The organism is Nocardiopsis sp. MT53, from assembly GCF_019598965.1.
Taxonomy (GTDB): Bacteria; Actinomycetota; Actinomycetes; order Streptosporangiales; family Streptosporangiaceae; genus Nocardiopsis; species Nocardiopsis changdeensis.
In genome coordinates, this window is sequence record NZ_CP080599.1 from 2,700,517 (window position 1) to 2,725,421 (window position 24,905).

The window sequence follows — 24,905 nt, forward strand, 5'->3', positions numbered from 1 at the left end:
CCCCTGCGTGCAAAAGAAGAAGCGGCAGGACCGGTCGGATTCGAACCGACGTCCTCCAACTCGCTGTCCGGCGCGACGACCTCTGCGCTACGGCCCTGCCGAGCAGGCAGTCTAACCACAAATACCGACGTTTCCGGCGCTCTCCCCCTGGTTTTCGGCGTTGCCGCAGGTGGGGGGCGGAGAAAAGGATCGGGGTGACGGGGGCGGCCGGATTCGAACCGGCGTCCTCCCCCATGACGTGTAGGCGCGACGACCTCTGCGCTACACCCCCGCCACGCGACGAGCGTAGCGGTTGCGCGGGCAGCGGTCCGGGCCGTGGGCGGCGCGGAATGGAACCGACCGGATTCGAACCGGCGTCCTCCCCCATTGAAGAGTGGGCGCGACGACCTCTGCGCTACGGTCCCACCGCTGCGGGGAAAGATAGCGCACCGGCGCCGCGGAGGGAAAGGGCGGGGCCGGCCGGATTCGAACCGGCGTCCTTTCGGTGTGCAGCCGAACGCGACGACCTCTGCGCTACGGCCCCGCCGCGGGGCACACGCTAGCGCACGGACCCGGGGGCCCGCGGCGCCCGCCCGAGGCCCGGAAGGCGCAGGCCCCCGGCCGGGACCGGTCAGCCGGCCGCCGCCGGCGCGGGCAGCGGGAGCGCGCCCGAGTCCAGGGCGTGGATGACCCCCGCCGCCCCGCCCCGGGCCGCGGCGCTCAGCCCCAGCGCCGACGGCTCCACCCGGCATCCGCCCGCGTCCGGGGCGAACACCCCGGCCGCCAGGGCGCTCCGGCAGGGCGGCAGCAGCCAGGGGCCCATCGGCACGAAGTACCCGCCCAGCAGCACCAGCCCCGGGTCCACCAGGTTGACCAGCGCCGCCAGCCCCCGGCCCAGCATGCCTCCCGCCCGCTCCAGTGCCGCCACCGCCACCGCGTCGCCCGCCGCCGCCCGGCCCACCGCCGTGTCCACCAGGACCGCCACGTCCGCGCCGGACAGCGGCCCGCCCGGGGCCAGGTCGGGGAGCGCGTCGCGCAGGATCGCGCCGATGCCCGCCACCGCCTCCAGGCAGCCGCGCCGCCCGCACGAGCATTCCGGCCCGCCCGGGTCCAGCGCCAGGTGGCCCAGCTCCCCGGCGAACCCGCCCGCGCCGCGCAGCAGGGCGCCGTCGGTGAGCACCCCCGCGCCGATCCCGACCTCCCCGGTGACGTAGACCAGGTCCGGGGTCCCGGCGAAGGAGCCCACCCGGTACTCGGCCACGGCCCCCAGGTTGGCGTCGTTGTCCACGCGCACCGGGAAGCCCAGCGCGTCCGCGCGCGCCCCCAGCGGGAAGTCCGCCCAGCCCAGGTTGGGGGCCCGGCGCACCGTCCCGGACGGGGCGTCCACCAGGCCCGGCACCGCGATCCCGGCGCCCACCACGGTCCTTCCGCGCACCGCCGGGTCGTCGGCGGCCTCGCGCAGCGCCGCCACGATCCGGCGGGCGCTCTCGTCGGGCCCCGCCTCCCGCGCGTCGAAGGGCGTGTGCCGGGCGGTCAGCTCCCGCTGCACCAGGTCCACCGCCACCACCGACAGGTAGTCGACGTTGACCTCCAGGCCCAGCGCCGCCACCGACGTGTCGTCCAGGTCCAGCAGCACCCCGGGGCGGCCCACGCCGCTCTGCGCGGTCCGGCCGGTCTCCCGGACCAGGCCGCGCGCCATCAGGTCGGCGACCAGGCTGGACACCGTCGTCTTGTTGAGGCCGGTGGCCGCCGCCACCGCCGCCCGCGAACACGGCGCGGACTCGCGGATGGTGCGCAGCACCACCCCCAGGTTGGCCTCACGGACCGTGCGCAGGCCCACCGTTCCCGAACCCATCGCCACGGGGACCTCCCTCGTCAACCCACCGCCGTGTCCGGATCGTACCGGGCGGGCCGAAAACGGGTTGCCGGACGGCCCCGACCGGTGGTGGGATGCGGGCCATGGTCCCCGCAGACGTCTTCCGCGACCAGCCGGTCCTCACCGGTGACCTGGTCGAACTCCGCCCGCTCGACGCCGAGACCGGCGCCCCGCTCGTCGGGGCCCTCGTCGACATGGACCCGGAGGTGCGCCGCCTCACCGGAACCCACCGGCGGTTCACACGGGAGGCGGTCCAGGAGTGGAACCGGACCCGCCCGGACCACCACGACCGCGCCGACTGGGTGATCGTCGAACGCGCCGGGGGCACGACCGTCGGCGACTGCGCGCTCACCGAACTGGACCCCGACAACGCCTCCGCGGGCTACCGGATCGCGCTGACCTCCACCGCCCACGCCGGGAAGGGGTACGGGACCGCCGCCACGGACCTGGTCCTGGAGTACGCGTTCACGGTGGCGGGCCTGCACCGGGTGGCGCTGGAGGTGTTCGACTTCAACCCGCGGGCGCGGCGCTCCTACGAGAAGTCGGGGTTCGTCCGCGAGGGCGTGTGGCGCCAGGCCCTGCACTGGGACGGCGAGTGGCACGACGCCGTCCTGATGTCGGTGCTCGCCCACGAGTACGCGGCCCTACGCGCCGCGGGGGACACCGGGGCCGGGGACGGCTAGCCTCGGGGTATGCCCGTTCCCGAGTTCCTGCGCGAGCTGCGCGATCAGATCGGCCCGGCCCTGGTCCCCCTGGTGGGGGTCACCGCCGTGGTCCTGGACGAGGACGACCGTGTGCTGCTGCACCGGCGCGCCGACGACGGCCGCTGGGCGACCCCCGGCGGCATCCTCGAACCGGGGGAGCAGCCCGCCGTCGCCGTGGTGCGGGAGGTCGAGGAGGAGACCGGCCTGGTGGTGGAGGTCGAGCGGCTGGTCAGCGTGCTCGGCCAGGACCCCTACGTCTACCCCAACGGCGACCGGGTCCAGTTCCTGGACCTGGCGTTCCGCTGCCGCCCGGTCGGCGGCGCCCTCGACGCCGGCGGCGACGAGACCCTGGAGGTGGGCTGGTTCGCCCCCGGCGGGCTGCCCGCCATGTCGGAGCGCATCCTCGACCGCATCGCCTACGCCCGGGAGGCCCGCCCCGAGCCCTTCTACGTCCGCTGACCGCCGGTCCGCGCGGGCGGGTCAGAGGAAGACGCGGCCGCGGCGGCCGCGGTCGCGCAGGGCCGCCATGCGGCGGACGTTGCCCGGCCGGCGCGACAGCAGGTGGTAGAGCAGCAGCGTGCACCCCCGGTCGGTGCGCGCCCGGTCGGCCATCTCGCCCATGTTGACCCGCGGGTACAGCCGCACCCCGCCCGCGTGCACCCGCACGGTGTGCGCGCCCTCCGGGAAGTGGGCGTAGGCGTGGTTGTCCGCCGTGTACTCCGAGCAGCGCGCCAGCGCCGCCCCCAGCAGCGGAACCGGTTCCGCGCCCAGCACCGCGAGCCGCCGCCAGAACCCGGTGTGCCCCGCCACCACGTGCCCGAGCTGGTGGGCCACCGTGAACGCCAGCGCGTCCGGGTCGCCGACCCGCCCGTCGTCGTCGAACAGCTCGCCCGACAGCACCAGGTAGCGGCGCAGCCCGTGCGCCCCCGCGTCGGCCCGGCCGCCGTCCACCCGCACGTACGCCTCGGGGGTGCGCACCCCCATCGCCGCCGACAGCGTCGCGACCACCCGGTACGCCTCGGGGAACTGGGTGGGGGAGATCTTCACCGACTCCGCCCGGTGCCGCGCGTACCGCAGCCCCCGGACCAGCCAGCAGCCGGCCGGGACGGCCGCCAGCGCCAGGACCGGCGCCTGCCAGGTGCCGGTCAGCACGGCCAGCAGGTGCGCGCCCAGGCCCAGCAGCAGCACGTTCGCGACCGCGCACACGACGAACAGCGGGGCCTCCCACGGGTGGGCGGGCGCCGGGACGATCTCCTCGCCGTCGCCCAGCTCGTAGGGCCCGCGGCCGCCCGGTCGGACGGACCGGCAGTAGGGCGCGGCCGGGTACCGGGTCTCCGGGACGTATCCGCAGCCACCCGCCCCGTGCACCGAACACCCCTTGAAGCGGCCCTGCGCGGGCGCGGGATGGAACATGGAGGCCTCCCCTCGGGCGCGGGAATCGTGGACAGGGATGATCACTCCCTGTGTCCAAATATTACTTTCCGCTTCCTCTGGGATGGGCTTAGAGCCCGACGGCGTGTCAACGACGGTTAACGGACACCTTCCCCCGGTCCGCACCGCCGTCCGGAACCCCTTCGAGGCCCCTCCGCCGGGCCCTCAGCGCTGCTCGTACCGGCGCAGCTCCTCGGCGAGCACGTCCAGGAACCGGTCCACCTGCGCCGGGTCGTACCCCGGCCGGGCGCGGGTCGTCGAGAACTGGACCCGCTCCACGTCCTTGGCGGACAGCGTCGCCCGCTCCGGCCGCCCCTGCTGGAGCACCTCCAGGGTGAACTCGGCCCGGTCCAGGAACTCGTCGACCTCCTGCTCGTTGTAGCCGGTGGTCAGCCGCGTCGTGGCGAACTGCTGGTCGCGCACGTGCTCGGGCGTCATCCGGGGCGGCGGCCCCTGCCGTCCCCGGCCGCCCGCTGGCCCGGGCCCGGGCCCGGGCCCGGGCGCCGCCGCGCCGCCCGCCTGCGGTCCCGCCATGCCGGCCGCGGCGGCAGCGGAGGGGTGGCCGGGCCGGAACGGCCCAGGCCGCGCCCGGCCAGGTCGGCGACCACGACGTCGAGGAAGTCGTCCACCTCGTCCTCGCGGTACCCCGGGCTCAGCCGGGTGGTCCGGAAGCGCGAGTTGCGCACCTCCTCCGCCGTGATGAGCGGGCCCGTGCGCGGCCCGCCCTCCAGTGCGACGAGCGTGCTCTCGATGCGGTCGAGCAGCGCGTCGACGTCCTCCTCGTTGTATCCCGGGCGCAGACGCACCGTGTGGAACTTCTTCTTGCGGATGTCCGCCGGTGTCAGAGGCATGGTCCCTATTGTGCAGTTCAGGAGGTTCTCGGGGTGGTCATTCCGGCCCGCTGTGCGCCTCCGACCGCGCGATGCGCTGTGCGAGGTCGTTCAGCGCGTCGGCGACCTGGGTGCGGTCGTACCCGCGCAGGACCACGTCGAGCCGCGCGAAGGCGAGCTCGTCCGCGGTGATCGCCGCGGTCCCGGCCGGGACCGCGACGGGGGAGGGGACCCCGGTGCGGGCGGCCAGGGTGGCGAACGCCCGGTCCAGGAGCTCCGAGACCTGGACGCGGTCGTATCCGCGCAGCACGATGTCGAAGTCCGGCAGCGGCGGCGGGGTCTCCGCGGGCGGGTCCCAGGGGGCGGAGGGGGCCGGAGCGCTCCCGTCCCGCGACTCCAGGAGGGCGAGTTCCCGGGCGACACCGTCCATCCAGTCGGCGACCTGGGTGCGGTCGTATCCGCGCAGGACCACGTCGAACCGGGCGGAGGCGAGCTCGGCCGAGGTGATCGGCTCCCCGTCCTCCGGGGCCCGCGCGGCTGGTGGCGCCCCGGTACCCGCCGACAGCGCGGCGAGCGCGCGGTGCGCCAGGCCGGCGACCTGGTTGCGGTCGTATCCGCGCAGCACGATGTCGAAGTCCGGGACCGTCATGGGGGAGTGCATGCCCGCATTATGCCGAGGGCTCCGCGGCCCGCGCCATAGCGGACCGGCCCCGTGGCCGACAGCGGACGCGTGTCCCCGCTCTCACTCCCGCAGGAGGTAGACGGCGAGGGCGCGGGCGATCGAGTTCGCGGCCCGCTCCTGCCACTGCGGGTCCTCCAGGAGGGCGGCGTCCTCGGGGTTGCGCATGTTCCCGGCCTCCAGGAACACCTTGGGCACGGTGGACATGTTGAGCCCGCCCAGGTCGGTGCGCTCGTCCAGGCCGTCCTGGGCCAGGTAGTCGGCGTAGGGGATGTCGGTGCCCTCGCGGTACTCGCGGCGCAGGTCCTCGGCCAGCTCCCGGGAGGGCTCCACGATCTCCTCGGTGTAGCCCTCGACCTCGCCCGGCACGATCACGTGGAAGCCGCGCCCGGTCTCGGGGCCGCCGTCGGCGTGGATGGACAGGGCGGCGTCGGCGTCGGCCTCGTTGCCGATCTCGGCGCGCTCGTTGATGCAGGGGCCCACGCCCTCGTCGTCCTCGCGGGTGAGGATCACGGTGGCGCCGTCGGCCTCCAGGCGCTCCTTGACGAGGAGGGAGAGCTCCCAGTTGAAGAGGTGCTCGGGGTAGCCGGACCCGGTCTCCGCGCCGACGGTGTCGCAGGCCTTCTGCTGGGGGCCGGCGGGGACCAGGCGGTTGATCTCGGAGGAGGCCTCGGCGTTGCCGCCGTTGTGCCCGGGGTCGATGACCACGACGCGGTCGTGCAGCGGGCCGTCGCCGACGGGCTCGTGTGCGCCGTCCCCTCCGTCGGCGGTGCCGGGGGAGCCCTCGTCCGAGGATCCGTCGTCGGGGCCCGGCAGCGGGATCGCGGCGGTGGGGTCGGCGCCGGGCTCGGCCCCCGAGGCCGACGCGCAGCCGGTGGCGAGGAGGGCGAGGAGCGGGATGAGGTACAGGGCGCGGGTGGCGCGGCTCCGGGGCCCTGGCGGTGCGGAGACGGGCATGTCCACAACCTACCGGGCGAACCGGGCGGAACACCCCGGTCCTCGCGCGGTACTTCTTATTAAGACGCCCGGAAGTCGGATCGGTTTACACGATACAAGGAAAAATTTTCGAGCGAATCCGTTCCTGTGCGCAGTGTAATCCGAGTTTCTCCCGTGATCTTCTTGTGATCTATTTTCGGATGTTTTCGGGCATTCGGCCGGTGTAAGGTTTCCGTGAGGAAACGGGAAGTATCCCGCGTCGGCTCCGCTGGCCCCTCCGTCCGAGGCCGCTGTCGATTCTCCCTGGTGGAAGCCGTTTTTTCGAGCCTCCCCATCCCATCCGAACCCCGGCCGCAGTACCCCCGCACCGCGTGGCCGCACCCCGCCCGCGAGTGTTGCACTGAGCCGGGCCGACCTGGCGAGCACGGGTCGGAATCCCCTATGAGGATTGATTTGAAGAACACCAAGATCGCCGCTCGTCGCGTCTTTCAGGCCGGTGCCGCTTTCGCCGCCCTGGGCGCCCTGAGCATTGCGACGGCCCTCCCCGCCGCCGCGGACGAGCAGTACGGCTGGGCCTACGCCACCTCCAACGGCGGCAACGGGTTCATCGAGACCCAGGACGGCAGCGTCAGCGACGCCTTCTCCGTCGACTACGGCTGGGTGTCCTGGTCGGGCACCTCGTCCGCGTCGGTGACCTCCAGCGGCATCCTGGCCACGGTGGAGGTCCCCTCCGTCCGTGTCCAGATCACCGTGTCGGACGCCGAGAACGGCCTCCCCACCGAGGAGGACGAGGAGCTCACCGAGGACGAGGAGCCCACCGAGTCCGAGGAGCCGACCGACGGGGCCGAGGACCCCGAGGGCGGCGAGGACACCGGGGATGACGACACCTCCGGCGGCGGCGAGGACGACGGCTCCTCCGAGGGCGGCGACAACGGGAACGGCGACGGTGGCGACACCGACGAACCCGCCCCGACCACGCCCCCGGTCGACGGGGACGACGAGACCGTCGACCCCTCCCCGGAGCCCAGCCCCAGCCCCTCCGCCGAGGCCGAAGACACCGACGCCGACGCCACCGTGGTCACGCTCGACGAGACCAACAGCGAGACGGTCGCCGACTCCGACGAGGTCCTCGTCGAGGCCACCATCTCCGGCATCTCCGTCAGCACCTTCAAGAGCTGGGACGGCTCGGTCGAGCACAGCGTCGACCCGGGCACCGTCAGCAACATCACCGCCCCCGAGGGCGTGGAGTTCACCATCACCCCCGACATCTACGAGTGGGAGCAGCCCACCGAGGTCGACGGGTACCTCTGGGAGGACGCCTACTCGGTCCTCGACTACGACTTCAAGGCCGACGGCGAGCTGGTCCAGTTCGTGACCATCGCCGAGACCGGTGTCGGCACCGTCACCATCGGCGAGGGTGAGAACCCCGGCGGCGGTGACGACGACGGCGAGGAGAAGCCGCGTCCGGAGAAGCCGATCGAGAAGCCCGAGGGCGAGGACAAGAAGCCCGTCGCCAAGCCCTCCGAGGCCCTGGCCACGACCGGTAGCCCGATCGGCGGCCTGATCGCCGCCGGTGCCGCGATCGCCGCCGGCGGTGGCGCCGCCGCCTACCTGGCCCGCCGCAAGAAGAACGCCGCCGTCGAGGCTCCCGCCGAGGAGAACGACAACTAGGCGACCCACACCGCACCGCCGGCCCTGACCCGCCGGTGACACGGTGGCCTGAACGGCCCCGGGGACTCCTCCCCGGGGCCGTTCGCGTTCCCGGCCGCCGGAACTCTTCCGCGACCCCGGCCGTTGATCCGGCATCCGACCCCTCACGGTGAGCGATCACGCGCCGGAGAACGGTTTCCGATTCGTGATCGAGCGGTTAGGCTCGGCCGTGTGGGCGCTCCGCGCCCCGCCACGCACGGACCCTTCCCCCGGGGCGGGAAGGCGACCGTCCCCGCCGCCCCGCATGCCGCGGCCTCGCACGCGGCGCTCCCCGTGAACCGGCCCCGGGCCGGAGGACGGGGCCGGCCGTACGGCCGGACATCCCCCAGTAGCTACAGGAGTGCCGTGGTGACCCCCGCCAGAACGACAGCACACCGCCTCCTCGGCGGCACAGCCGCGGCCGCGCTCGGCCTGACCCTGTCCGTGCCCCCGGCCGCCGCGGCGGCCACCGCCGTCGACCCGCTCGTCTGGGGCAACGCGCAGGCCTGGGCCGCCAACGGCGACGCCGTCTCCGGCTACTCCACCGCGGTCAGCTTCGGCGGGGACAACGAGGCGCGCGGCGACACCGCCGACGTGTACGGCCCCCTCGCCCCCTACGTCGACATCGAGGGCTCCAGCCGCACCGTCATCGGCGCCGAGGGCGCGGCCGCCACCGCCGTCGTGGACTCGGCCGTCCTGCGCCTGACCGTCGCGGACCTGATCGCCCTCGGCATGATCGACGTGCCCGCCGGCATCGACCTCTCCCCGTCCGCCCCGGACACCCTGGACGCCGAACCGACCTCCGAGGAGGGCGAGGACCCGCTCTCCCCGTACTGGGACGTGCCCACCCCGGAGGGCGGGGAGGAGCCCCGGCCCCAGCAGCCGCCCGCCGACGGGGACCACTCCCACCTCAAGGAGGAGTCGGAGAGCCCCGGCCCGGAGGATTCCGGCCCCGCGAGCCCCTCCCCGAGCGAGAGCCCGACGGACGGCGTGATCGCCCTGGACGACTCCTCCACGCGCCGGTTCGCGGCCGAGGGCCCCCTGGAGGCCGACGACGCCCTGGAGGTCTCCGTGGCCGACGTCGTCACCACGGCCTCGGCCGGGTACGACGGGCACACCGGCAGCGGCTTCGAGCACGGCGCCCTCAGGGCCTTCGGGGTGCCCGTGGACCCGCTGCGGCCCGGGCGCGCCCAGGTCGTGGAGGACGTCCTAGAGGTCGTGGACGAGGAGGGGGAGACGGTCCTGGAGGTCCCGGTGGCCGTCCACTTCGCGAGCGTCCAGGAGACCTTCGACGACGAGGACCCGGACTGGCGGGGCCAGGGCGCCCGCTCCCGGCTCAGTGTCACCGTGAACGTGGGGGAGGCGGAGGACGGCAACGGGCTGACCGTCGACTTCGCCGACTCCTGGGCGCTGGGATCCACCTACGCGGCGGACTCGGGGGCCTCCCCGTCCCCGGACGGCCGGACCGGCACCGCCCCGCAGGCGCAGCAGCGCCCCGGCAACGACCTGGCGATGACGGGAAGCTCCCTGGCCGCCCTGGTCACCGCGGCGCTGGTGGCCATCGGCGGCGGGTCCGCCGCCACCTTCCTGGCCCGCAAGCGCACCTCCGCCATGGACGACCGCATCGGTGACTGAGGCCCGGGCCGGGCGTCAGAGCCAGCCCTTCTCGTAGGCCACCCGCGCCGCCTCCGTGCGGTTGCGGGTGCCGGTCTTGCCGATGGCCGAGGACAGGTAGTTGCGGACGGTGCTCTCCGACAGGTGCAGCCGGGCCGAGATGTCGGCGACCGTGGAGCCGTCCCGAGCGGCCGCCAGCAGCTGGCGTTCCCGGGCGGTCAGCGGGTCCGGCTCCGAGCCCAGCGCGGCGGCGGCCAGGCCCGGGTCGACCACCGTCCCGCCCGCGGCCACGCGCCGGATCGCCGCGGCCAGCTCCTCCACGGGGCCGTCCTTGCAGAGGAACCCGGCGGCGCCCGCCTCCATCGCACGGCGCAGGTAGCCGGGGCGACCGAAGGTGGTGACGATGAGGACCCGGCAGGACGGCAGCCGCTCGCGCAGCTCCGCGGCGGCCTCCAAGCCGCTGCCCCCGGGCAGCTCGATGTCCAGTACGGCGACGTCCACCCGGTGCTCCACCGCGGCGGGCACGATCCCGGGGCCGTCGGCCACCAGGGCGACGACCTCCAGGTCCTCCTCCAGGCCCAGCAGGAGGGCCATCGCGTCGCGCATCATCCCCTGGTCCTCGGCCAGCAGGACCCGGACGGGGGAGGAGGGGGTGTCGGCAGCACTCATGGGCCGAACCCTAGGGCACCGCCCCTGGCGCGGGCGACCGCTCCCCGCCCCGGACCCGCGAACCCCGCGAACCCTGCGGGCCCCGCGAACCCCGCGAACCCCGCGGGCCTCGGGCGCGCCCGGCCGCCCCGCCCCCTCAGGGGAGCCGCGCCTCCCCGTCCGCCACCGGGAGTTCGGCGACCACCCGGAACCCGCCCCCGGGCAGGGCCCCGCTCTCCAGCCGGCCGCCCGCCAGGGCCAGCCGCTCGCCGAGCCCGGCCAGCCCGTGCCCGCCGGCGCTCCGCTCCCGCGGGCCGTCGCGCCGCCCGTCCCGCGGGTCCCCGCCGGGCGCGGGACCGCCCCCGCCGTCGTCGGCCACGGTGACCCGGACGGTGCCGTCCGCGTGCTCCACGGACAGCTCCGCCGACGCGGCGCCGCTGTGCCGGAGCACGTTCGTCACGGCCTCGCGTACCACCCAGCCCAGGACCGCCTCGGCCCGCGCCGGGACGGGCGGCCCCGACCGGCGCACCGCCACGGCGATGCCGGACCCCTCCAGGGCCGGGACCGCCCGCTCCAGCTCGCGGGTCAGCCCGTCCTCCCGGTACCCGGAGACCGCCTCCCGGATCTCGGTCAGCGAGCGCCGCCCCACCTCCTCGATGTCGGCGGCCTGCGCGGCGGCGGCCGCCGCGTCGCGCGGGGCCAGCCTGCGCACCGCCTCGGCCTTGACCACGATCACCGACATGCTGTGCCCGAGCAGGTCGTGCAGGTCGCGGGCGAACCGCAGCCGCTCCCGGTCCACCGCGGCCAGGGCCAGCTCCTCCCTGGTCCGGCGCAGCTCCCGCACGGTCTCGTTGAGCCCCAGCAGCGCGGACACCATGACCCCCGAGATGAACGTGCCGTACCCGGAGACCATCGGCAGCCACAGGGCGTCGCCCCGGTGCCCGGCGATCACCCCGGCCGCCCCGCCCAGCACGATCAGCGCGCCCACCAGCGGCACCGTCGGCAGGGCGGTCCCGCAGGCCAGCGCCGCCATCATGAACAGGAACACCCAGGTGTCGCCGTAGACCAGCGCCAGCACCGTGGTCAGCGCCGCCTGGGCGGCCAGCAGCCAGAGCAGGCCCCGGCCCGCGTACCGGGGCGGGGAGAGGTCCCGGGTGACCACGGCGGCGTACAGGGCCGAGACCGCCAGCAGCCCGGCCCAGCCGAACCAGGGCCAGCGGGCGCCGTCGAACAGGTCGGTGACGGCCCCCGCGGTCAGCAGCAGCCCGGGCAGGTACCCGGTGCGCCCGGGCGGCCCGACCGGTCCCAGCGCCGCGACCGGGTCCACGACACCGCAGCCCTCGCGGTCGTCCCCGCCACCGCCACCGCCGGCGGCGCCGGCCGCCCCACCGCCCCCGGACCGGTCGTCCATCGCGTTCCTAGCCCTTCGTCGCCGGTCGCAGGAAGGAGTGCACCGCGTAGGCCCCGAACACCAGGGTCCACCCGAGCAGCCCCGCCACGGTACCGGGGGAGGGCGCGGCCCCGTCCACGGTGGCCCACCCCAGCGCCCCGAACAGGTGGCCCGGAGACCAGGCGGCGAGGTCCGCCAGCGCCCCCGGGAACTCCGAGAGCGGGAACCACAGGCCGCCGAGCAGGGCCAGCAGCAGGTTGACCACGATGTTGGTCGTCCCGGCGGCGGAGGGCGACAGCCGGTACCCGTTGGCGATGCCCAGCAGCACGAACGGCAGTGCCCCGATCCACAGCAGCAGCGGCAGCACGGCCCACTGCCAGGCCTCCAGCCGGACGCCGTTCAGCAGCGCTCCGGTGGCCAGGACCAGCAGCACGGAGGGCAGCACCATGAGCGACCCGGTGAGCGCCCGCCCGGCCACCACCGTCCATGGACGCATCGGCAGCAGGCGCAGCAGGCGCAGCCAGCCGGTCCCCTTGTCCTCGGCGACGGCGGTCCCGGCCGACAGCCCGGAGCCGAGCGCGCCGTAGGCGGCCAGGCCCACCATGGACACCACGGCCCAGCCCGGGTCGGCCGGGCCGTCGCCGCGGCCGATGCTCGTGAACAGCACGTACATCAGCACGGGGGTGCCCAGCCCGAAGATCATGAACCCGGGGTCGCGGTAGGTGCGGCGGAGCTCCAGGCCCACGTAGGCGGTCAGCAGGGCGGCGGTGCGGGTCATCGGTCGGCCTTCCGGGCTCGGGCGGGGGAGGGGGCGGGCTCGGAGGTGATGCCGATGAAGGCGTCCTCCAGGTTCGCGGTGGCGACCTCCAGGTCGCGCACCCGGACCAGGGCGCTCAGGGCGTGCACGGTCTCGTCGGAGTCGGCGGTGCGCAGCCGGATCCGGCCGCCCAGGTCCTCCACGGACACCACTCCGGGCAGGCCCTCCAGGCCCGCGGGGCGTTCGGCGCCGTGGGGCAGCGCGAAGGACACCACCCCGGTCCCGAACGAGCGGCGGATGCGGTCCGGGGCGTCGTCGGCGATGATCCGGCCGCGGTCGATGACCACGACCCGGTCCGCGTTGAGGTCGGCCTCGTCCAGGTGGTGGGTGGAGAAGAGCACGGTGGTGCCGCGCTCGGTAAGGGCGCGCACGGAATCCCAGAACACGCGGCGGGCGGCCACGTCCAGGGCGGCCGTGGGCTCGTCCAGGATCAGCAGGTCGGGGTCGCCGACCAGGGCGAGGGCGAAGCCCACCCGCTGGGTCTGGCCGCCGGAGAGGCGGTCCGCGCGGCGGCGGGCCACCCCGGTCAGCCCGGCCAGCTCCAGGGCCTCGGCGACCGGCATGGGGGCGCGGTGGGTGCCGGCGACGAACCCGACCAGCTCGCGCACGGTGACCCGGGGGACGGGCCGGACGTCCTGGAGCATCGCCCCGACCCGGCCCGCGTCGACGGCCGCGCGGGGGGTGCCCCCGAACAGCCGGGCGGTCCCGGAGGTGGGGGTGTCCAGCCCCAGCAGGATGTCGACCGTCGTGGACTTGCCGGCGCCGTTGCGGCCCAGCAGCGCGACCCGCTCGCCGGCGCCGATGCCGAGGTCCACGCCGTCCACGGCGCGCACCGCGCCGAACTCCTTGACGACCCCGTTGAGTTCCACGGCCGGGGGTGCCGCCTGCGTCCTGTCCATGCCCCGAACGCTACGGAGCGGCCGGGGGCCCGCTGTAGATGGAAATGTACGGACCCCGCCGGTACGAATGTCCCATCCGCAGGTGGGAGCGGGTGCGGGCCCGTGGCGCCGTGTCCCGGAGGCGCCCCGGGAGCACAAGGGGGCGGGCCTTCTCGGTGAAGGCCCGCCCTCGGGTCTTGTCAGCCTGCCTGCACGGCCGGAGCCCGTCCGGCCGTTTCCCCCCGGAACCAGCGGCTCAGACCGGGGAGATCACTCCGTACGCTGGCTGGGGATGCCGGCCAGCAGGGCACGGACCTCCGTCTCACGGTAGCGACGGTGTCCGCCCAAGGTGCGGATCGAGGTCAGCTTGCCCGCCTTGGCCCAGCGCGTCACGGTCTTGGGGTCCACGCGGAACATGGTGGCAACCTCGGCGGGGGTCAACAGGGGCTCCGCCTCGGGCGTGCGAGTTGACATGTGTACGGCCTCTCCTCCTGGATCTGTGTGCCGATCCTTGAGCCTGTGATCCTGGCGCTTCGCCCGGATGTCCAATATGAGTCCATATTGGCATCACCCGAGGTGATGGTGCAGCCACTTTCAGCAACTTTGCTCATGGGAGGCCCTGGAAAGCCGCCCGTGGCTGCGTCACGCTAAGTGATTCTAGCGACACGTTTAGTGGCATGTGGCGTATTCGGTCAAAACTTCGTTCTCGGGCCTTGTTTTTCTCGATCCGGAGGTCACGAAGTGCTACAGAGGTCTGACCGAAACCCCGGTGCCAGGCCTGCTGCCCGCTGGGTCGCGCCTTCGGCCGGCCCGCCGGGGGAGGGCGGGGCCGCCGGGGGCGGGATCCCCCTCCGCGGGCCGCCCCGGGGCGGTCGGGTCGCGCGGGATCGCCCGCGCGGTAGGGGTTCTCCGATGGACGGCGGTGCTTTCGGTGATCGGACGGCTACAGTCTACGTCGATCACTAACGGGCGTTATGCCCAGTTTCACCACGCTTGATGTCGTGCGCGGACGACGTCCGGGCTCGCACCGTTGTCACGTGCGCAAACGGGTACGCCGGGCGGAAAGAAACCTGGTGTACCAGGTTCGCGGGCGGCGCGTCGCGGGGGTGCCGGCGCCGGAATTTCACGACACCCCGGGGCCGGTGTCCACGAAAACCTGGGCATCTCATCACCCTCAGTTGGCGTGCTCCAGGGCGCGGATCGACCTCCACCTGCGCAGCAGCCGGTCCCGCAGCTCCACCACCCGCTCCGCGTCGCCGGCGGCCAGCGCCTCCACCGCGGCGGCCACCTCCGCCACCGAGCGCTCCCCTGCCAGGTGCTCGTCGTCCAGCAGGTGCACCAGGCCGCCGTAGTCCAGCTCCAGCAGCGAACCCGGATGGGCCACCGCCCGCAGCCACTCCACCAGACCCTCCGTGGCCGCCGACACGGCGTGCCGCCCGATGTACTCCGTCAGCACCGCCGCCGTGCGCTCCAGGCGCTCCAGGCCCGTCGCGGTCCGCGTCAGGTACAGCAGGGCCCGGGTAGGGCCGGTCTCGGGTACCAGGCGCCGCTCCCCGTCCGAGAAGGGCACGAACCACGCCACCGGGACCGCCCAGTTGCTCGACAGGATCCCCGGCCTCAGGCGCGCGCCCGAGGCCCGCCACTCCCGGTACCCGTCCTCGACCCGCTCCGCCTCCCGCTCGGACACGAACGCCTCGCTCAGCGCCGGGGGGACCTGTTCCGCGAAGTCCGCGAACGCCCGCCACGACCGCAGCCGGGTCTCCCAGGGGCACACGTACAGCCGCCCCTCCACCCGGCGCAGGTACGCGTTCCGGCTCTCCTCGCGCGGCGCCAGGACCGGCGGGGTCACCACCAGCCGGCCCAGGCTCTCGGCCTGCTCGGCGGCCAGCGCGTGCGCGCGGCGCGGCCGGTCGGGGGACCGCGCGTACTCCTCCCAGCGTCTCCGCTCGTCCGGCGCGAACGACTCGATCGGCTGATAGACGCGGAGATAGGCGGTGTAGGGCAGCACGGAACGCATCGTGGCACACATCCCGCCGTGTGGCACTCGCCACGCCCGAACCCCGTATCCGCCGGTCGGGCAGGGTTTGCAGCGTGGCGACCGGCGGCGCCCCGGGGCGTGCCGCGTCCCCGCACCACATCCGTCACACCCGGGTGGCGTAGGCACGGCGGGGCCCGACCAGGTACGGTTGTACGTGTACGTAAGCTGACGCCTGTCGTCAGTCGCGTTTGACGGCCGTCAGCCCGTTCAGTGCGGGTTAGTTAAGTGATCCGGGGTTCCGTCGGAACCCCATCGTTGAGGGGGTCGAGCCAATGGGGCGCGGCCGAGCCAAGGCCAAGCAGCAGAAGGTCGCCCGGAAGCTCAAGTACAGCACCGGTGGGACCGACCTTGATCGGCTGCGGTCGGAGCTGGGTGTCGCTGAGGATGAGGGACCGACCGGACCGGGTCCGGACGATTCCTACGCGGATTCTCACGATGACCTGATCGACCGTTACGCGGATCTCGCCGAGAAGTACTCGGAGTCCGACAAGTAGCAGTACGTCGGGCGGGGCTTCCAGGTCGCTCGGGCAACACAGCAGACCTGCGGACACCACCGGTCCCCCACCAGGGGCCGGGCCGGACAGGTGGATATAGCCGGTGCGAACCACTGCGGTGGTTCGCACCGGCTATGTTCGCGTCCGTCACGCGCCGGGGTGCTCGCCGTCCAGGCGGGCCAGCCCCGAACCGGACACGATCGTGCCCAGGCGCCAGGCCGGGACACCGCGCTCGGAGAGCACGTCCAGGGCGCGCCCTTCGTCCTGCGCCGCGACGACCGCCACCATGCCCACACCCATGTTGAACGTGGCCTCCATGTCCTCCCGCGACACGCCGCCCCGCTCCGCCAGCAGGCCGAACACGGGGGCGGGCGTCCAGGTGGAGCGGTCCAGCACCGCGTCCAGGTGGCCGGGCAGCGACCGCGACAGGTTGGCGGCCAGCCCGCCGCCGGTGATGTGCGAGTACGCGTGCACCTCCACGGCGCCGGTCAGCGCCACGCAGTCCTTGGCGTAGATCCGGGTCGGGGTGAGCAGTACCTCGCCCAGCTCCCCGCCCAGCTCCGGCACGTGCGCCCGCAGGTCCAGCCCCGCGGTGTCCACGATGTGGCGGATCAGCGAGTAGCCGTTGGAGTGCGGGCCCGAGGACGCCATCGCGATGACGGCGTCGCCCTCGCGGACCCGGTCCGGGCCCAGGATCGCGTCGCCCTCCACCACGCCGGTCCCGGCGCCGGCCAGGTCGTACTCCTCGGGGCCCATCGCCCCGGGGTGCTCGGCGGTCTCCCCGCCGATCAGGGAGCACCCGGCCTGGTGGCAGCCCTCGGCGATGCCGCCGACGATCTCGGCGATCCGCTCGGGGACCACCGACCCGCAGGCGATGTAGTCGGTCATGAACAGCGGCTCGGCGCCGCTGACGACCAGGTCGTCGACGACCATGCCCACCAGGTCGATGCCGATGGTGTCGTGGCGGTCGAGCTTCTGGGCGAGCAGGACCTTGGTGCCCACGCCGTCGGTGGAGGTGGCCAGCACCGGGTCCTTGTACCTGGCGGTGTCCAGGCGGAACAGGCCCGCGAATCCGCTGGCGTCGGTGACCTGCTCGGGGCGCCGCGTCCGCGCGACATGGCGCTTCATCAGGTCGACGGCGCGCTCCCCGGCGGCGATGTCGACGCCCGCGGCGGCGTACGCCCCCGTGGTCTTGCTGTCGGCTGCCACGCGAGTTCTCCTCGTGCTGTGATGGTTGGTGCTCGTTGTGCCGGACGGCCCGCCGGCCCCGCGGTCGGATCCGGGGCACGGCGGACGTCCGCACGGCGGTGACGCCGTGCGGACGGTTACTTGGTGCTGGTGGCCAGGGTGGATCCCTCGGGAGTCCCGCAGGACTTCTCCAGCAGGTACTTGCCGCGCGCGGCGGGGTCCACCTCGATCGGGTAGACGCCGTCGAAGCAGGCCCGGCACAGGTCGTTCTTGGGCACGGTGGTGGCGGCGATCAGCTCGTCCAGCTCGACGAAGGCCAGGCTGTCGGCGTTCACGGACGCGGCGATCTCGTCCACCGAGAGGTTCGCGGCGATGAGCTCGGCGCGGGTGGCGAAGTCGATGCCGTAGTAGCAGGGCCACAGCACGGGCGGGCTGGAGATGCGCACGTGCACCTCGGCGGCGCCCGCGTCGCGCAGCATCCGGACCAGGGCCCGCTGGGTGTTGCCGCGCACGATGGAGTCGTCCACGACCACCAGGCGGCGGCCCTGGATGACCTCGCGCAGCGGGTTGAGCTTGAGCCGGATGCCCAGCTGGCGCAGGGTCTGGCTGGGCTGGATGAAGGTCCGGCCCACGTAGGAGTTCTTGACCAGGCCCTGGGCGAACGGGATGCCGCTCTCCTCGGCGTAGCCGACCGCGGCGGGTGTGCCGGACTCGGGCACCGGGATGACCAGGTCGGCGTCCACCGGGTGCTGCCTGGCCAGGCGGCGGCCCACCTCCACGCGCGTGGAGTTGACGTTGCGCCCGGCGATGGTGGTGTCGGGGCGGGCCAGGTAGACGTACTCGAACAGGCAGCCCTTGCGGCGGGCGGGCGCGAACCGGCGGGACCGGACGCCGCGCTCGTCGATGGTGAGCAGCTCGCCCGGCTCGATCTCGCGGACCACCTCGGCGCCCACGATGTCCAGGGCGGCGGTCTCGCTGGCGACCACCCAGCCGCCCGCGCCGGAGGTCTCGCCCAGGCGGCCCAGCACGAACGGGCGGATGCCCTGCGGGTCGCGGGCCGCGTACAGGGTGTTCTCGTCCATGAACACCAGGGAGAAGGCGCCCTGGACCTGCGGGAGCAGCTCCATGGCGGCCTCTTCGACGGTGCTGCCGTCGCGGGCCCGGGAGGCCAGCAGGTTGGTGAGGACCTCGGTGTCCGTCGTCGCGTTGCGCCGGGTGTCGGGCAGCAGCGCGGCCAGTTCCGGGGTGTTGATCAGGTTGCCGTTGTGGCCGAGGGCCAGGCCCCCCTCGCGCGCCGTGTAGAAGGTCGGCTGCGCGTTCTCCCACACCGGTGAGCCGGTGGTGGAGTAGCGGCAGTGGCCGATGGCGAGGTGGCCGCGCAGGGAGTCCAGGGTCGCCTCGTTGAAGACCTGGGAGACCAGTCCCATGTCCTTGTAGACGACGATCCGTTCCCCGTCGCTCAGAGCGATGCCCGCGGATTCCTGTCCGCGGTGCTGCAATGCGTAGAGACCGAAGTAGGTGAGCTTGCTGACTTCTTCGCCGGGAGCCCAGACCCCGAATACACCGCAGGCGTCCTGCGGGCCGCGTTCGAGCGGATCGAGGTCCATGGAGAGCCGGCCGTCGGAGTACGACACGCTCACAGCTTAGTGCCTGGGGACGAGGGCGGGACCACCCGGGGCCACAGGGGCAGGTGTTCGGACAGGTCGGAGCGGGTACCGCTGGCCTGGACCTCCCCGTCCGCGATCGCCTGCCCCCAGGCGGTTCCGCCCGTCGCCAGGCGCAGCCAGACGGCGGGGGAGGTCTCCACCACACCGGGAGGGGTGCCCCGGGTGTGACGTGGGCCCTCGATCGCCTGTACGGCTCCGAACGGCGGGACGCGGACCTCCAGGGAGTTGCCGGGCGCCCGGTCGGCGAGCAGGGCCAGGGAGGCCCGCACGGCGAGTTTCACCAGCTTGGGCGCGACGCCGGGGGCCATCGCGGTGCGCACGAGCAGGGCCACGGCGTCTTCGGGTCCCAGGTTCTCGGGGGTGGTGGCGCCCGCCTCGGCCAGGGCCAGCCGGACCCGGCGCACCAGTGCGGGAGTGAGGTTGGACGGCATGGGACCGAGCCTAGATGCACCGGCCCGAGAGGTCGGGAACGCGGGAGGTGGGAGGCCCTCTCCGTTCGTGTGAGGCGGGACGGGTGTCACCGGCCTCCCCGGCCGGTGCACCCGGATCGTGTTCTCCGGGCCCCGCTCCGGTTCGGCCCGCCCGCCGTCCCCGGCCGGAGGCCCGCGACCACGGGCCCTTCTGGGGCCTCCGGCCCCGGTGACACCGGAGAACACCCGGGAACAGGCCCCGGACGGCGTCGGGGAGGTGGCGGCCGGGGGTCCGGGGGACCGGATCGGCCGGTGCCGGGCAACGGGCGGGTGAACGAGGGGGATACTTGCCATTGCCGCCCAATGGCCCGAAAGTGGACATCGGAGAACCGTGGGGTCGGCGTCCACCGGTCTCCCACCGATCGGGTGATTCGTGTCTCAGCGCACCGCTGGTCAGCGGGCCCGGAACACGGTAGCGTCCCGAACCGTCCCGGTGTCGTTGAGATTGGGAGGAATGCGATGGGCCCCTTCCCCCAGGGAGTTCCACGCACCGGTGCCGCCGAGTGAACGAGGGATGACCGCGCACGCGATCGACGCGACGGACCCTCGCGTCAAGACGAGCCGCTCGGCGGACCCGCTTAACATCCACCAAGGAAGACCCACCGCACCATCGGGAGAGACGACGTGCGCCTGCGTTTGCGCCCGCGTGATGACAGCTACTACGAGATGTTCACCGATTCGGCGAACAATTTGGTCATCGCGGCCCGCCTTCTGGTGGAGCTGATGAGCGACGGTGCCGACCGAGAGGCCATCACCGAGAAGATGCGCGCCTGCGAGCACGCGGGCGACGACGCCACGCACGCGATCATGCGCCGCCTCAACAAGAGCTCGGCACCCCCCATGCACCGGGAGGACATCTACCGGCTGGCCTCCAACCTCGACGACGTCATGGACTCGATGGAGGCGGCGGTCGACCTCATCGGCCTGTACGGCCTGGAGCGCCTCCCCAAGGGCATCATCGACCAGATCGAGGTGCTGGAGCGTGCCGCCGAGCTGACCGCCGAGGCCATGCCGCGGCTGCGCACCATGCAGGACCTCACCCGGTACTGGATCGAGATCAACCAGCTGGAGAACCAGGCGGACAGGATCTACCGCAAGCTCCTGGCCAAGCTGTTCAGCGGCGAGTACGACGCGCTGACGGTGCTCAAGCTCAAGGACGTCATCGAGGAGCTGGAGACGGCCGCGGACGCGTTCGAGCACGTGGCGAACACGGTGGAGAGCATCGTCGTCAAGAACGGCTGAGCCGCGCCCCGGCCGGGACTCAGGGCACGTCGCCGGAGAACACCAGCGGCGGGTACAGCGGCTCGCCCTCCTCGTCGTAGAACTCCAGGGTCCACCGCAGGGGCACGTCGCCCTCGGTGATGAGGCAGTCCGCGTCCCAGCTCCCGCTTCGGCCGGGTGCGAGGCTCCGCGGCGGGTCCACGCTCTCGCCCATGGCGGGTGCGATGGACTCCTGGAGCGGATCGCCGACGGCGCAGGTGTCCAGCGGCGATCCGGTGTGCACGGGGGCGCCGGTGCCGTTGGTGGCGGTGACCGTCCAGGCGAAGTAGTGCAGGGCGTCGTACTGCGGCTCCCGCGGGGTCTCCTCCTCGCCCCACTCGTCCTCCCCGGGGCCCTCGCTCGGCTGCTCGGGGACCTCCTCCGGGGACTCCCCGGCGGGGTCGTCCCCTTCGGCGGACTCCTCCTCGGCGGGGCCGGTGCCCTCGGGGGACTCCCCGCCGGTCCCCTCCTCCCCGGGGGCGGTGTCCCCGGGCGACTCCCCGCCGGATCCCTCCTCCCCAGGGGAGGCGTCCTCGGGGGACTCCCCGCCGGAGGGCCCGTCCTGCGGGGGCTCCCCGGGAGACTCCCCCTCATCCGGCTCCTCCGGGGACTCCCCGCCCTCCGGCGGCCCCTCCCGCGGAGTGGCGCCGTCCCCGGGCTCCCGGGGCGCGAGCCGGTCCTCGTCCCCCTCCGTCCGGCGCTCCACCGGGCCCATGCTCACCGAGAAGCCGTCCGCGAACGTGTGGGAGCCGCCCAGGGGCAGGTGGACGGCCGCGCCCCCGCCGGGCTCCTCCGTCCTGCCCGGACCGCTGTCGGACCCCTCCTGCTCCCCCTGGCCGCCGGGCGGCCGCGACGGGGGCTCCGAGGCGGGCCCGGACGGGCTCCCCGACGGCGGGGGAGCGGTCTCGGTCCGCTCCCCCTCCCCGCCGGTGGTGTCGACACCGACGGGGCCGCAGGCGGTCGCGTACACCAGGGCCGCGGCCGCCGCGGCGGAGGCGAGTGTGGAAGTCTGCACGGTGGATCCTCCTCCCCTGAGGCGGACCCTAGGTGACATATCCCCACAAAAGGGTCAAAGCGCGTAGAAGAAAGCGGGACCGCATGTCCACCGAGAACCCCGAGCCCGGAACCGCGCCGCTCTCCGGGGCCGACGCCCTGGCCCTGGCCGCGGCGGTGCTGGACGCCCAGCCGTTCAGCAGGCTGATCGGCGCCCGGGTCACCCGCTTCGCCCCGGGCGACGCGGTCCTGGAACTGGACGTGCGCGACGAGCTGCTCCAGCAGAACGGCTTCCTGCACGGCGGCGTGCTCTCCTACGCCGCGGACAACGCGCTCACCTTCGCCGGGGGCACCGTGCTGGGCCCGTCGGTCCTCACCGGCGGCTTCACCATCGAGTACCTGCGCCCGGCCCGTGGCGTCCGCCTCAGCGCCCGCGCGCACGTGGTCGAGCACACCCGCCGCCGCGCCCTGTGCCGCTGCGACCTGGTGATGGCCGACGCCGAGGGCGGCGAGACGACCGTCGCCGCCGCCCAGGGCGTCATCACGTTCACAGGCCGGTGATCTCGCGCTCCGGCGCGGTCTCGCGGGCCAGCACGCCCTTGATCAGCTCGTAGAACGCCTCGGAGTCGATCTCCTCGACCACCCGGGCGTTGGGCTCCAGGCCGTGCACGCCCCACGACATGGCCGAGTAGCCCCGGGTCAGCTCCCCGGCGGTCTCCACGTCCACGTGGTACGGCGAGGCCCTGCGCACCAGCTCGGGGTGGAGCAGCACCGCGGCGGTCAGCGAGTCGGGGTGCGTGGTGCCGTCGATGCCGACCCTGCGGTCGAACTCCAGGGTCGCCGCGCAGATGCGGGTGAAGAACCGCGACAGGGGCGTGCCCAGCGCGGCGATCTCGTCCAGGCGCTCCTGCCCGAACACGGCCTGGCGCAGCGTGAGCGGGTCCCAGGGCACCACGGTGATCTCGAAGCCGGCGGAGAACACCGTCTTGGCCGCCTCGGGGTCCACGTAGAAGTTGAACTCGGCGGCGGCGGTGATGTTGCCGCGGCCGTTGTTGGAGCCGCCCATGATGAACAGCGACTTCACGTTCCGCGCGAAGCCGGGGTCCTTCACCACCGCGGCGGCGATGTTGGTGAGCGGGCCGATCGCCACGATCGACAGCTCGCCGGGGGCCTCGGCGGCCATCCGCACCAGGGCGTCCACGGCGTGCTCGGCCTCCGGTACCAGGCCCTCCTGCGCCATGGCCAGCCCTCCGGAGCCGTCTCCGTGCACGTCCTCGGCGCTCACCCACTCGCGCACCAGCGGCCGCCGGCAGCCCAGGTACACGGGCACCGCGGGCGTCCCGGCGACGTTCAGCGTCATGAACGCGTTGCGGACCTGCTGGTCGAAGCCCACGTTCCCGGCGACCATCGTGATCGCCCGCAGGTCGGCCGCCGGATCCAGCAGGCCGACCAGCAGGGCGACGCAGTCGTCCTGCGCGGTATCGGTGTCGATCACCAACGGCACGGTCATGCGGTTCCCCCAGACGAACGAACGGGAGCCCGCCGCGGGCCCCCTCCCGGTCCCATTCAACCCCGCCGGCGGGAGCGGTCCACGTCACGTCGGGTCTCGGGACGGGCGCGTGCGGCGCACGGGGTCCGGCCCTCCCGCGCGGGATGATAAGCCGGGCAAAGGGTCGGGTCAATACTCGAATGAGGCTTTCAGGGATCTTCTCCGAGAAAGAGGAGAGGGTGGCCTGATGTGGTCGGAATCATGCGTGGAATGGGCTTCCCCGTTACTCTGGGCGTGGATTCCAGAGGCCTTGCCCGCCACGGGATTCCACCCTCGGCCGAGGTCCCCCGATCAAGCCTTGAATGATGGAGGAAAGCCTGTGAAGGCCACGAAGTCCCGTCGGCTCGCCCGCGGTCTGGCGACCATGGCGGCCACCGCCGGTGCCGTCGTCATCGGCCTGTCCGCCCCCGCCCAGGCGGCCCCCGCGCCGGAGCAGGCGCCGGCGGCCGCCGCCGTCTGGTGCACCTACAAGGTCAGCGCCAGCGGCGGCCTGAACATCCGCAGCGGCCCCGGAACCGGCTACTCCATCGTGGGTTCGCTGGCCAACGGCGCGATCGTGAACGCGACCCAGACCACCACCAACGGCTTCCGGCAGATCGGCTCCAGCCGGTGGGTCTCGGCCAGCTACCTGATCAAGCAGCCGGGTAACTGCTTCACCTGATCCTCCGCCCGACCCCGGGTCCCGGCCGGGCCCCCGCCCGGCCGGGACGGCGCGCGCCCACCGCCCCCCGAATTGGGGAAACGGTGGACAACGCCTTTCGCGACCCTTTTCCCGGTTCTCCGGAATGAACGCAAAAGGGCCCCGGATCGGTTATCCGATTCACTTCCGGACGCCCTCCGGTCCACGCCGGAGGGCCGTCGGCATTTCCTCCCGCCCACCCCCGGGCGGCCCTGCGCCCCGCCCGCGGCGCGCTCCCGCACACGAAGGGGGCCCGTGTCCACGGGCCCCCTTCGGGAGGACGTTCGGCGCGGGGCGGTTACCCGAAGCGGCCGGTGATGTAGTTCTCGGTCTCCTTCTTTTCGGGACGGGTGAAGATCTTGTTCGTCTCGCCCATCTCGATCAGCTTCCCGGGCTTGCCCGGGGCCGACAGGTTGAAGAAGGCCGTGCGGTCCGAGACGCGGGCCGCCTGCTGCATGTTGTGGGTGACGATCACGATCGTGTAGTCCTCCTTCAGCTTGTGAATGAGGTCCTCGATCGCCAGCGTCGAGATCGGGTCCAGCGCCGAGCACGGCTCGTCCATGAGCAGCACCGACGGCTTGACCGCCGTGGCCCGCGCGATGCACAGGCGCTGCTGCTGGCCGCCGGACAGGCCCGAACCGGGCTTGTTCAGCCGGTCCTTGACCTCTTCCCACAGGTTGGCGCCGCGCAGCGACTCCTCGACCAGGTCGTCGGCGGCGGCCTTGCTCATCCGCTTGTTGTTGAGGCGGGCCCCCGCGAGCACGTTCTCGTAGATCGACATCGTCGGGAACGGGTTGGCCTTCTGGAACACCATCCCGACCTCGCTGCGGACCATCACCGGGTCCACGTCGGGCGCGTAGATGTCCATGTCGTCCAGGAGCACCTTGCCCTCGGCGCGGGCGCCGGGGGTGACCTCGTGCATCCGGTTGAGGGTGCGCAGGAAGGTGGACTTCCCGCAGCCGGAGGACCCGATGAACGCCGTCACCGAACGCGGCTCGATGGTCATTGACACGTCCTCCACAGCGAGGAAGTCGCTGTAGTAGACGTGGAGTCCGGAGACGTCGATTCGTTTCGCCACTGGATGTTCCTCGTGATT

The 24,905-nt window shown here is 73.4% G+C and carries 24 protein-coding genes, 2 tRNA genes and 2 pseudogenes; 8 read left to right on the top strand and 20 right to left on the bottom strand.

The window, feature by feature from the left end:
* Positions 1-25 precede the first annotated feature (25 nt).
* From K1J57_RS11980 to K1J57_RS11995, 4 genes and pseudogenes are all read right to left on the bottom strand, one after another.
* A pseudogene (locus K1J57_RS11980) lies at positions 26-97 on the bottom strand.
* A 101-nt stretch (positions 98-198) separates the two neighbouring features.
* Positions 199-271: transfer RNA gene (locus tag K1J57_RS11985), tRNA-Met, on the bottom strand.
* 179 nt (positions 272-450) lie between these two features.
* Positions 451-523, bottom strand: a tRNA-Cys gene (locus K1J57_RS11990).
* 87 nt (positions 524-610) lie between these two features.
* The gene (locus K1J57_RS11995) at positions 611-1,840 is read right to left on the bottom strand and encodes an ROK family transcriptional regulator (protein WP_220564517.1); all 1,230 of its coding nucleotides are present in this window, start codon (positions 1,838-1,840) and stop codon (positions 611-613) included.
* 98 nt (positions 1,841-1,938) lie between these two features.
* Here K1J57_RS11995 and K1J57_RS12000 point away from each other — a divergent pair, with 98 nt between their 5' ends.
* On the top strand, positions 1,939-2,538 hold the full coding sequence (locus K1J57_RS12000; RefSeq protein ID WP_220564518.1) for a GNAT family N-acetyltransferase: 600 nt from the start codon (positions 1,939-1,941) through the stop codon (positions 2,536-2,538).
* A 9-nt stretch (positions 2,539-2,547) separates the two neighbouring features.
* Positions 2,548-3,018: an NUDIX domain-containing protein gene (locus K1J57_RS12005; protein ID WP_220564519.1), complete on the top strand. Its 471-nt coding sequence runs from the start codon at positions 2,548-2,550 to the stop codon at positions 3,016-3,018.
* Between the two features lie 21 nt (positions 3,019-3,039).
* Here the strand turns inward: K1J57_RS12005 and K1J57_RS12010 are convergent, their stop codons facing one another.
* The 4 genes and pseudogenes from K1J57_RS12010 to K1J57_RS12025 all read right to left on the bottom strand — a co-directional run bounded on the left by K1J57_RS12010 (position 3,040) and on the right by K1J57_RS12025 (position 6,456).
* Entirely contained in the window at positions 3,040-3,972 is a 933-nt protein-coding gene (locus K1J57_RS12010) for a M48 family metallopeptidase (protein ID WP_255646990.1), read from the bottom strand.
* Between the two features lie 183 nt (positions 3,973-4,155).
* A pseudogene (locus tag K1J57_RS12015) lies at positions 4,156-4,850 on the bottom strand (DivIVA domain-containing protein).
* 28 nt (positions 4,851-4,878) lie between these two features.
* A complete protein-coding gene (locus tag K1J57_RS12020) occupies positions 4,879-5,481 on the bottom strand; it encodes a DivIVA domain-containing protein (protein WP_255646991.1) in 603 nt (200 codons plus the stop codon).
* Between the two features lie 81 nt (positions 5,482-5,562).
* Complete coding sequence (locus K1J57_RS12025; protein ID WP_220564520.1) at positions 5,563-6,456, bottom strand: N-acetylmuramoyl-L-alanine amidase; 894 nt, start codon at positions 6,454-6,456, stop codon at positions 5,563-5,565.
* 432 nt (positions 6,457-6,888) lie between these two features.
* Between K1J57_RS12025 and K1J57_RS12030 the strand changes: the two genes are divergently transcribed.
* Together K1J57_RS12030 and K1J57_RS12035 are read left to right on the top strand one after the other, a co-directional pair.
* Positions 6,889-8,106 carry a cell wall protein gene (locus tag K1J57_RS12030; protein ID WP_220564521.1) on the top strand — a complete coding sequence of 406 codons (1,218 nt, stop codon included), beginning with the start codon at positions 6,889-6,891 and terminating at the stop codon, positions 8,104-8,106.
* 387 nt (positions 8,107-8,493) lie between these two features.
* A complete protein-coding gene (locus tag K1J57_RS12035; protein WP_255646992.1) occupies positions 8,494-9,759 on the top strand; it encodes a hypothetical protein in 1,266 nt (421 codons plus the stop codon).
* A gap of 15 nt (positions 9,760-9,774) precedes the next feature.
* On the opposite strand, the gene K1J57_RS12040 is transcribed toward K1J57_RS12035, so the two are convergent.
* The 6 genes from K1J57_RS12040 to K1J57_RS12065 all read right to left on the bottom strand — a co-directional run bounded on the left by K1J57_RS12040 (position 9,775) and on the right by K1J57_RS12065 (position 15,479).
* The gene (locus K1J57_RS12040) at positions 9,775-10,407 is read right to left on the bottom strand and encodes a DNA-binding response regulator (RefSeq protein WP_220564523.1); all 633 of its coding nucleotides are present in this window, start codon (positions 10,405-10,407) and stop codon (positions 9,775-9,777) included.
* Between the two features lie 136 nt (positions 10,408-10,543).
* A complete protein-coding gene (locus K1J57_RS12045; protein WP_220564524.1) occupies positions 10,544-11,797 on the bottom strand; it encodes a sensor histidine kinase in 1,254 nt (417 codons plus the stop codon).
* A 7-nt stretch (positions 11,798-11,804) separates the two neighbouring features.
* Positions 11,805-12,554 (bottom strand): ABC transporter permease, encoded by a 750-nt coding sequence (locus K1J57_RS12050; RefSeq protein WP_220564525.1) that lies wholly within the window; start codon positions 12,552-12,554, stop codon positions 11,805-11,807.
* Positions 12,551-13,492 (bottom strand): ABC transporter ATP-binding protein, encoded by a 942-nt coding sequence (locus K1J57_RS12055; protein WP_220564526.1) that lies wholly within the window; start codon positions 13,490-13,492, stop codon positions 12,551-12,553. Before K1J57_RS12055 ends, K1J57_RS12050 begins: the two co-directional genes overlap by 4 nt.
* Before the next feature lie 249 nt (positions 13,493-13,741).
* Positions 13,742-13,945 (bottom strand): developmental transcriptional regulator BldC, encoded by a 204-nt coding sequence (bldC, locus tag K1J57_RS12060; protein WP_013155387.1) that lies wholly within the window; start codon positions 13,943-13,945, stop codon positions 13,742-13,744.
* Between the two features lie 700 nt (positions 13,946-14,645).
* Positions 14,646-15,479 (bottom strand): hypothetical protein, encoded by an 834-nt coding sequence (locus K1J57_RS12065; protein WP_220564527.1) that lies wholly within the window; start codon positions 15,477-15,479, stop codon positions 14,646-14,648.
* Between the two features lie 302 nt (positions 15,480-15,781).
* Here K1J57_RS12065 and K1J57_RS12070 point away from each other — a divergent pair, with 302 nt between their 5' ends.
* On the top strand, positions 15,782-16,003 hold the full coding sequence (locus K1J57_RS12070) for a DUF3073 domain-containing protein (protein ID WP_220564528.1): 222 nt from the start codon (positions 15,782-15,784) through the stop codon (positions 16,001-16,003).
* Positions 16,004-16,150: 147 nt separating this feature from the next.
* Here the strand turns inward: K1J57_RS12070 and purM are convergent, their stop codons facing one another.
* The 3 genes from purM to K1J57_RS12085 all read right to left on the bottom strand — a co-directional run bounded on the left by purM (position 16,151) and on the right by K1J57_RS12085 (position 19,289).
* Entirely contained in the window at positions 16,151-17,212 is a 1,062-nt protein-coding gene (purM, locus tag K1J57_RS12075) for a phosphoribosylformylglycinamidine cyclo-ligase (protein ID WP_220564529.1), read from the bottom strand.
* A 116-nt stretch (positions 17,213-17,328) separates the two neighbouring features.
* Positions 17,329-18,825: an amidophosphoribosyltransferase gene (gene purF, locus K1J57_RS12080; RefSeq protein ID WP_220564530.1), complete on the bottom strand. Its 1,497-nt coding sequence runs from the start codon at positions 18,823-18,825 to the stop codon at positions 17,329-17,331.
* A gap of 2 nt (positions 18,826-18,827) precedes the next feature.
* Complete coding sequence (locus tag K1J57_RS12085; RefSeq protein WP_220564531.1) at positions 18,828-19,289, bottom strand: sterol carrier family protein; 462 nt, start codon at positions 19,287-19,289, stop codon at positions 18,828-18,830.
* A 663-nt stretch (positions 19,290-19,952) separates the two neighbouring features.
* Between K1J57_RS12085 and K1J57_RS12090 the strand changes: the two genes are divergently transcribed.
* Complete coding sequence (locus K1J57_RS12090) at positions 19,953-20,570, top strand: DUF47 domain-containing protein (RefSeq protein ID WP_220564532.1); 618 nt, start codon at positions 19,953-19,955, stop codon at positions 20,568-20,570.
* 19 nt (positions 20,571-20,589) lie between these two features.
* On the opposite strand, the gene K1J57_RS12095 is transcribed toward K1J57_RS12090, so the two are convergent.
* Positions 20,590-21,603 (bottom strand): hypothetical protein, encoded by a 1,014-nt coding sequence (locus K1J57_RS12095; RefSeq protein WP_220564533.1) that lies wholly within the window; start codon positions 21,601-21,603, stop codon positions 20,590-20,592.
* Between the two features lie 83 nt (positions 21,604-21,686).
* Here K1J57_RS12095 and K1J57_RS12100 point away from each other — a divergent pair, with 83 nt between their 5' ends.
* The gene (locus tag K1J57_RS12100) at positions 21,687-22,142 is read left to right on the top strand and encodes a PaaI family thioesterase (RefSeq protein ID WP_220564534.1); all 456 of its coding nucleotides are present in this window, start codon (positions 21,687-21,689) and stop codon (positions 22,140-22,142) included.
* Here K1J57_RS12100 and K1J57_RS12105 read toward each other — a convergent pair.
* The gene (locus K1J57_RS12105; RefSeq protein WP_220564535.1) at positions 22,129-23,091 is read right to left on the bottom strand and encodes a nucleoside hydrolase; all 963 of its coding nucleotides are present in this window, start codon (positions 23,089-23,091) and stop codon (positions 22,129-22,131) included. The genes K1J57_RS12100 and K1J57_RS12105 overlap by 14 nt on opposite strands.
* Positions 23,092-23,449: 358 nt before the next feature.
* Here K1J57_RS12105 and K1J57_RS12110 point away from each other — a divergent pair, with 358 nt between their 5' ends.
* Positions 23,450-23,791: an SH3 domain-containing protein gene (locus K1J57_RS12110; protein ID WP_220564536.1), complete on the top strand. Its 342-nt coding sequence runs from the start codon at positions 23,450-23,452 to the stop codon at positions 23,789-23,791.
* A gap of 316 nt (positions 23,792-24,107) precedes the next feature.
* Here the strand turns inward: K1J57_RS12110 and pstB are convergent, their stop codons facing one another.
* The gene (gene pstB / locus K1J57_RS12115; RefSeq protein WP_220564537.1) at positions 24,108-24,887 is read right to left on the bottom strand and encodes a phosphate ABC transporter ATP-binding protein PstB; all 780 of its coding nucleotides are present in this window, start codon (positions 24,885-24,887) and stop codon (positions 24,108-24,110) included.
* Between the last annotated feature and the right edge of the window lie 18 nt (positions 24,888-24,905).

Excerpts from the sequence above, each read along its gene's own strand:
- K1J57_RS12055 (WP_220564526.1), bottom strand. The coding sequence starts at position 13,492 with ATGGACAGGACGCAGGCGGCACCCCCGGCCGTGGAACTCAACGGGGTC.
- K1J57_RS12025 (WP_220564520.1), bottom strand. The coding sequence starts at position 6,456 with ATGCCCGTCTCCGCACCGCCAGGGCCCCGGAGCCGCGCCACCCGCGCC.
- K1J57_RS12040 (WP_220564523.1), bottom strand. The coding sequence starts at position 10,407 with ATGAGTGCTGCCGACACCCCCTCCTCCCCCGTCCGGGTCCTGCTGGCC.
- bldC (WP_013155387.1), bottom strand. The coding sequence starts at position 13,945 with ATGTCAACTCGCACGCCCGAGGCGGAGCCCCTGTTGACCCCCGCCGAG.
- K1J57_RS12100 (WP_220564534.1), top strand. The coding sequence starts at position 21,687 with ATGTCCACCGAGAACCCCGAGCCCGGAACCGCGCCGCTCTCCGGGGCC.
- K1J57_RS12000 (WP_220564518.1), top strand. The coding sequence starts at position 1,939 with ATGGTCCCCGCAGACGTCTTCCGCGACCAGCCGGTCCTCACCGGTGAC.
- K1J57_RS12085 (WP_220564531.1), bottom strand. The coding sequence starts at position 19,289 with ATGCCGTCCAACCTCACTCCCGCACTGGTGCGCCGGGTCCGGCTGGCC.
- K1J57_RS12050 (WP_220564525.1), bottom strand. The coding sequence starts at position 12,554 with ATGACCCGCACCGCCGCCCTGCTGACCGCCTACGTGGGCCTGGAGCTC.
- K1J57_RS12010 (WP_255646990.1), bottom strand. The coding sequence starts at position 3,972 with ATGTTCCATCCCGCGCCCGCGCAGGGCCGCTTCAAGGGGTGTTCGGTG.
- K1J57_RS12070 (WP_220564528.1), top strand. The coding sequence starts at position 15,782 with ATGGGGCGCGGCCGAGCCAAGGCCAAGCAGCAGAAGGTCGCCCGGAAG.
- K1J57_RS12105 (WP_220564535.1), bottom strand. The coding sequence starts at position 23,091 with ATGACCGTGCCGTTGGTGATCGACACCGATACCGCGCAGGACGACTGC.
- K1J57_RS12045 (WP_220564524.1), bottom strand. The coding sequence starts at position 11,797 with ATGGACGACCGGTCCGGGGGCGGTGGGGCGGCCGGCGCCGCCGGCGGT.
- K1J57_RS12020 (WP_255646991.1), bottom strand. The coding sequence starts at position 5,481 with ATGCACTCCCCCATGACGGTCCCGGACTTCGACATCGTGCTGCGCGGA.
- K1J57_RS12005 (WP_220564519.1), top strand. The coding sequence starts at position 2,548 with ATGCCCGTTCCCGAGTTCCTGCGCGAGCTGCGCGATCAGATCGGCCCG.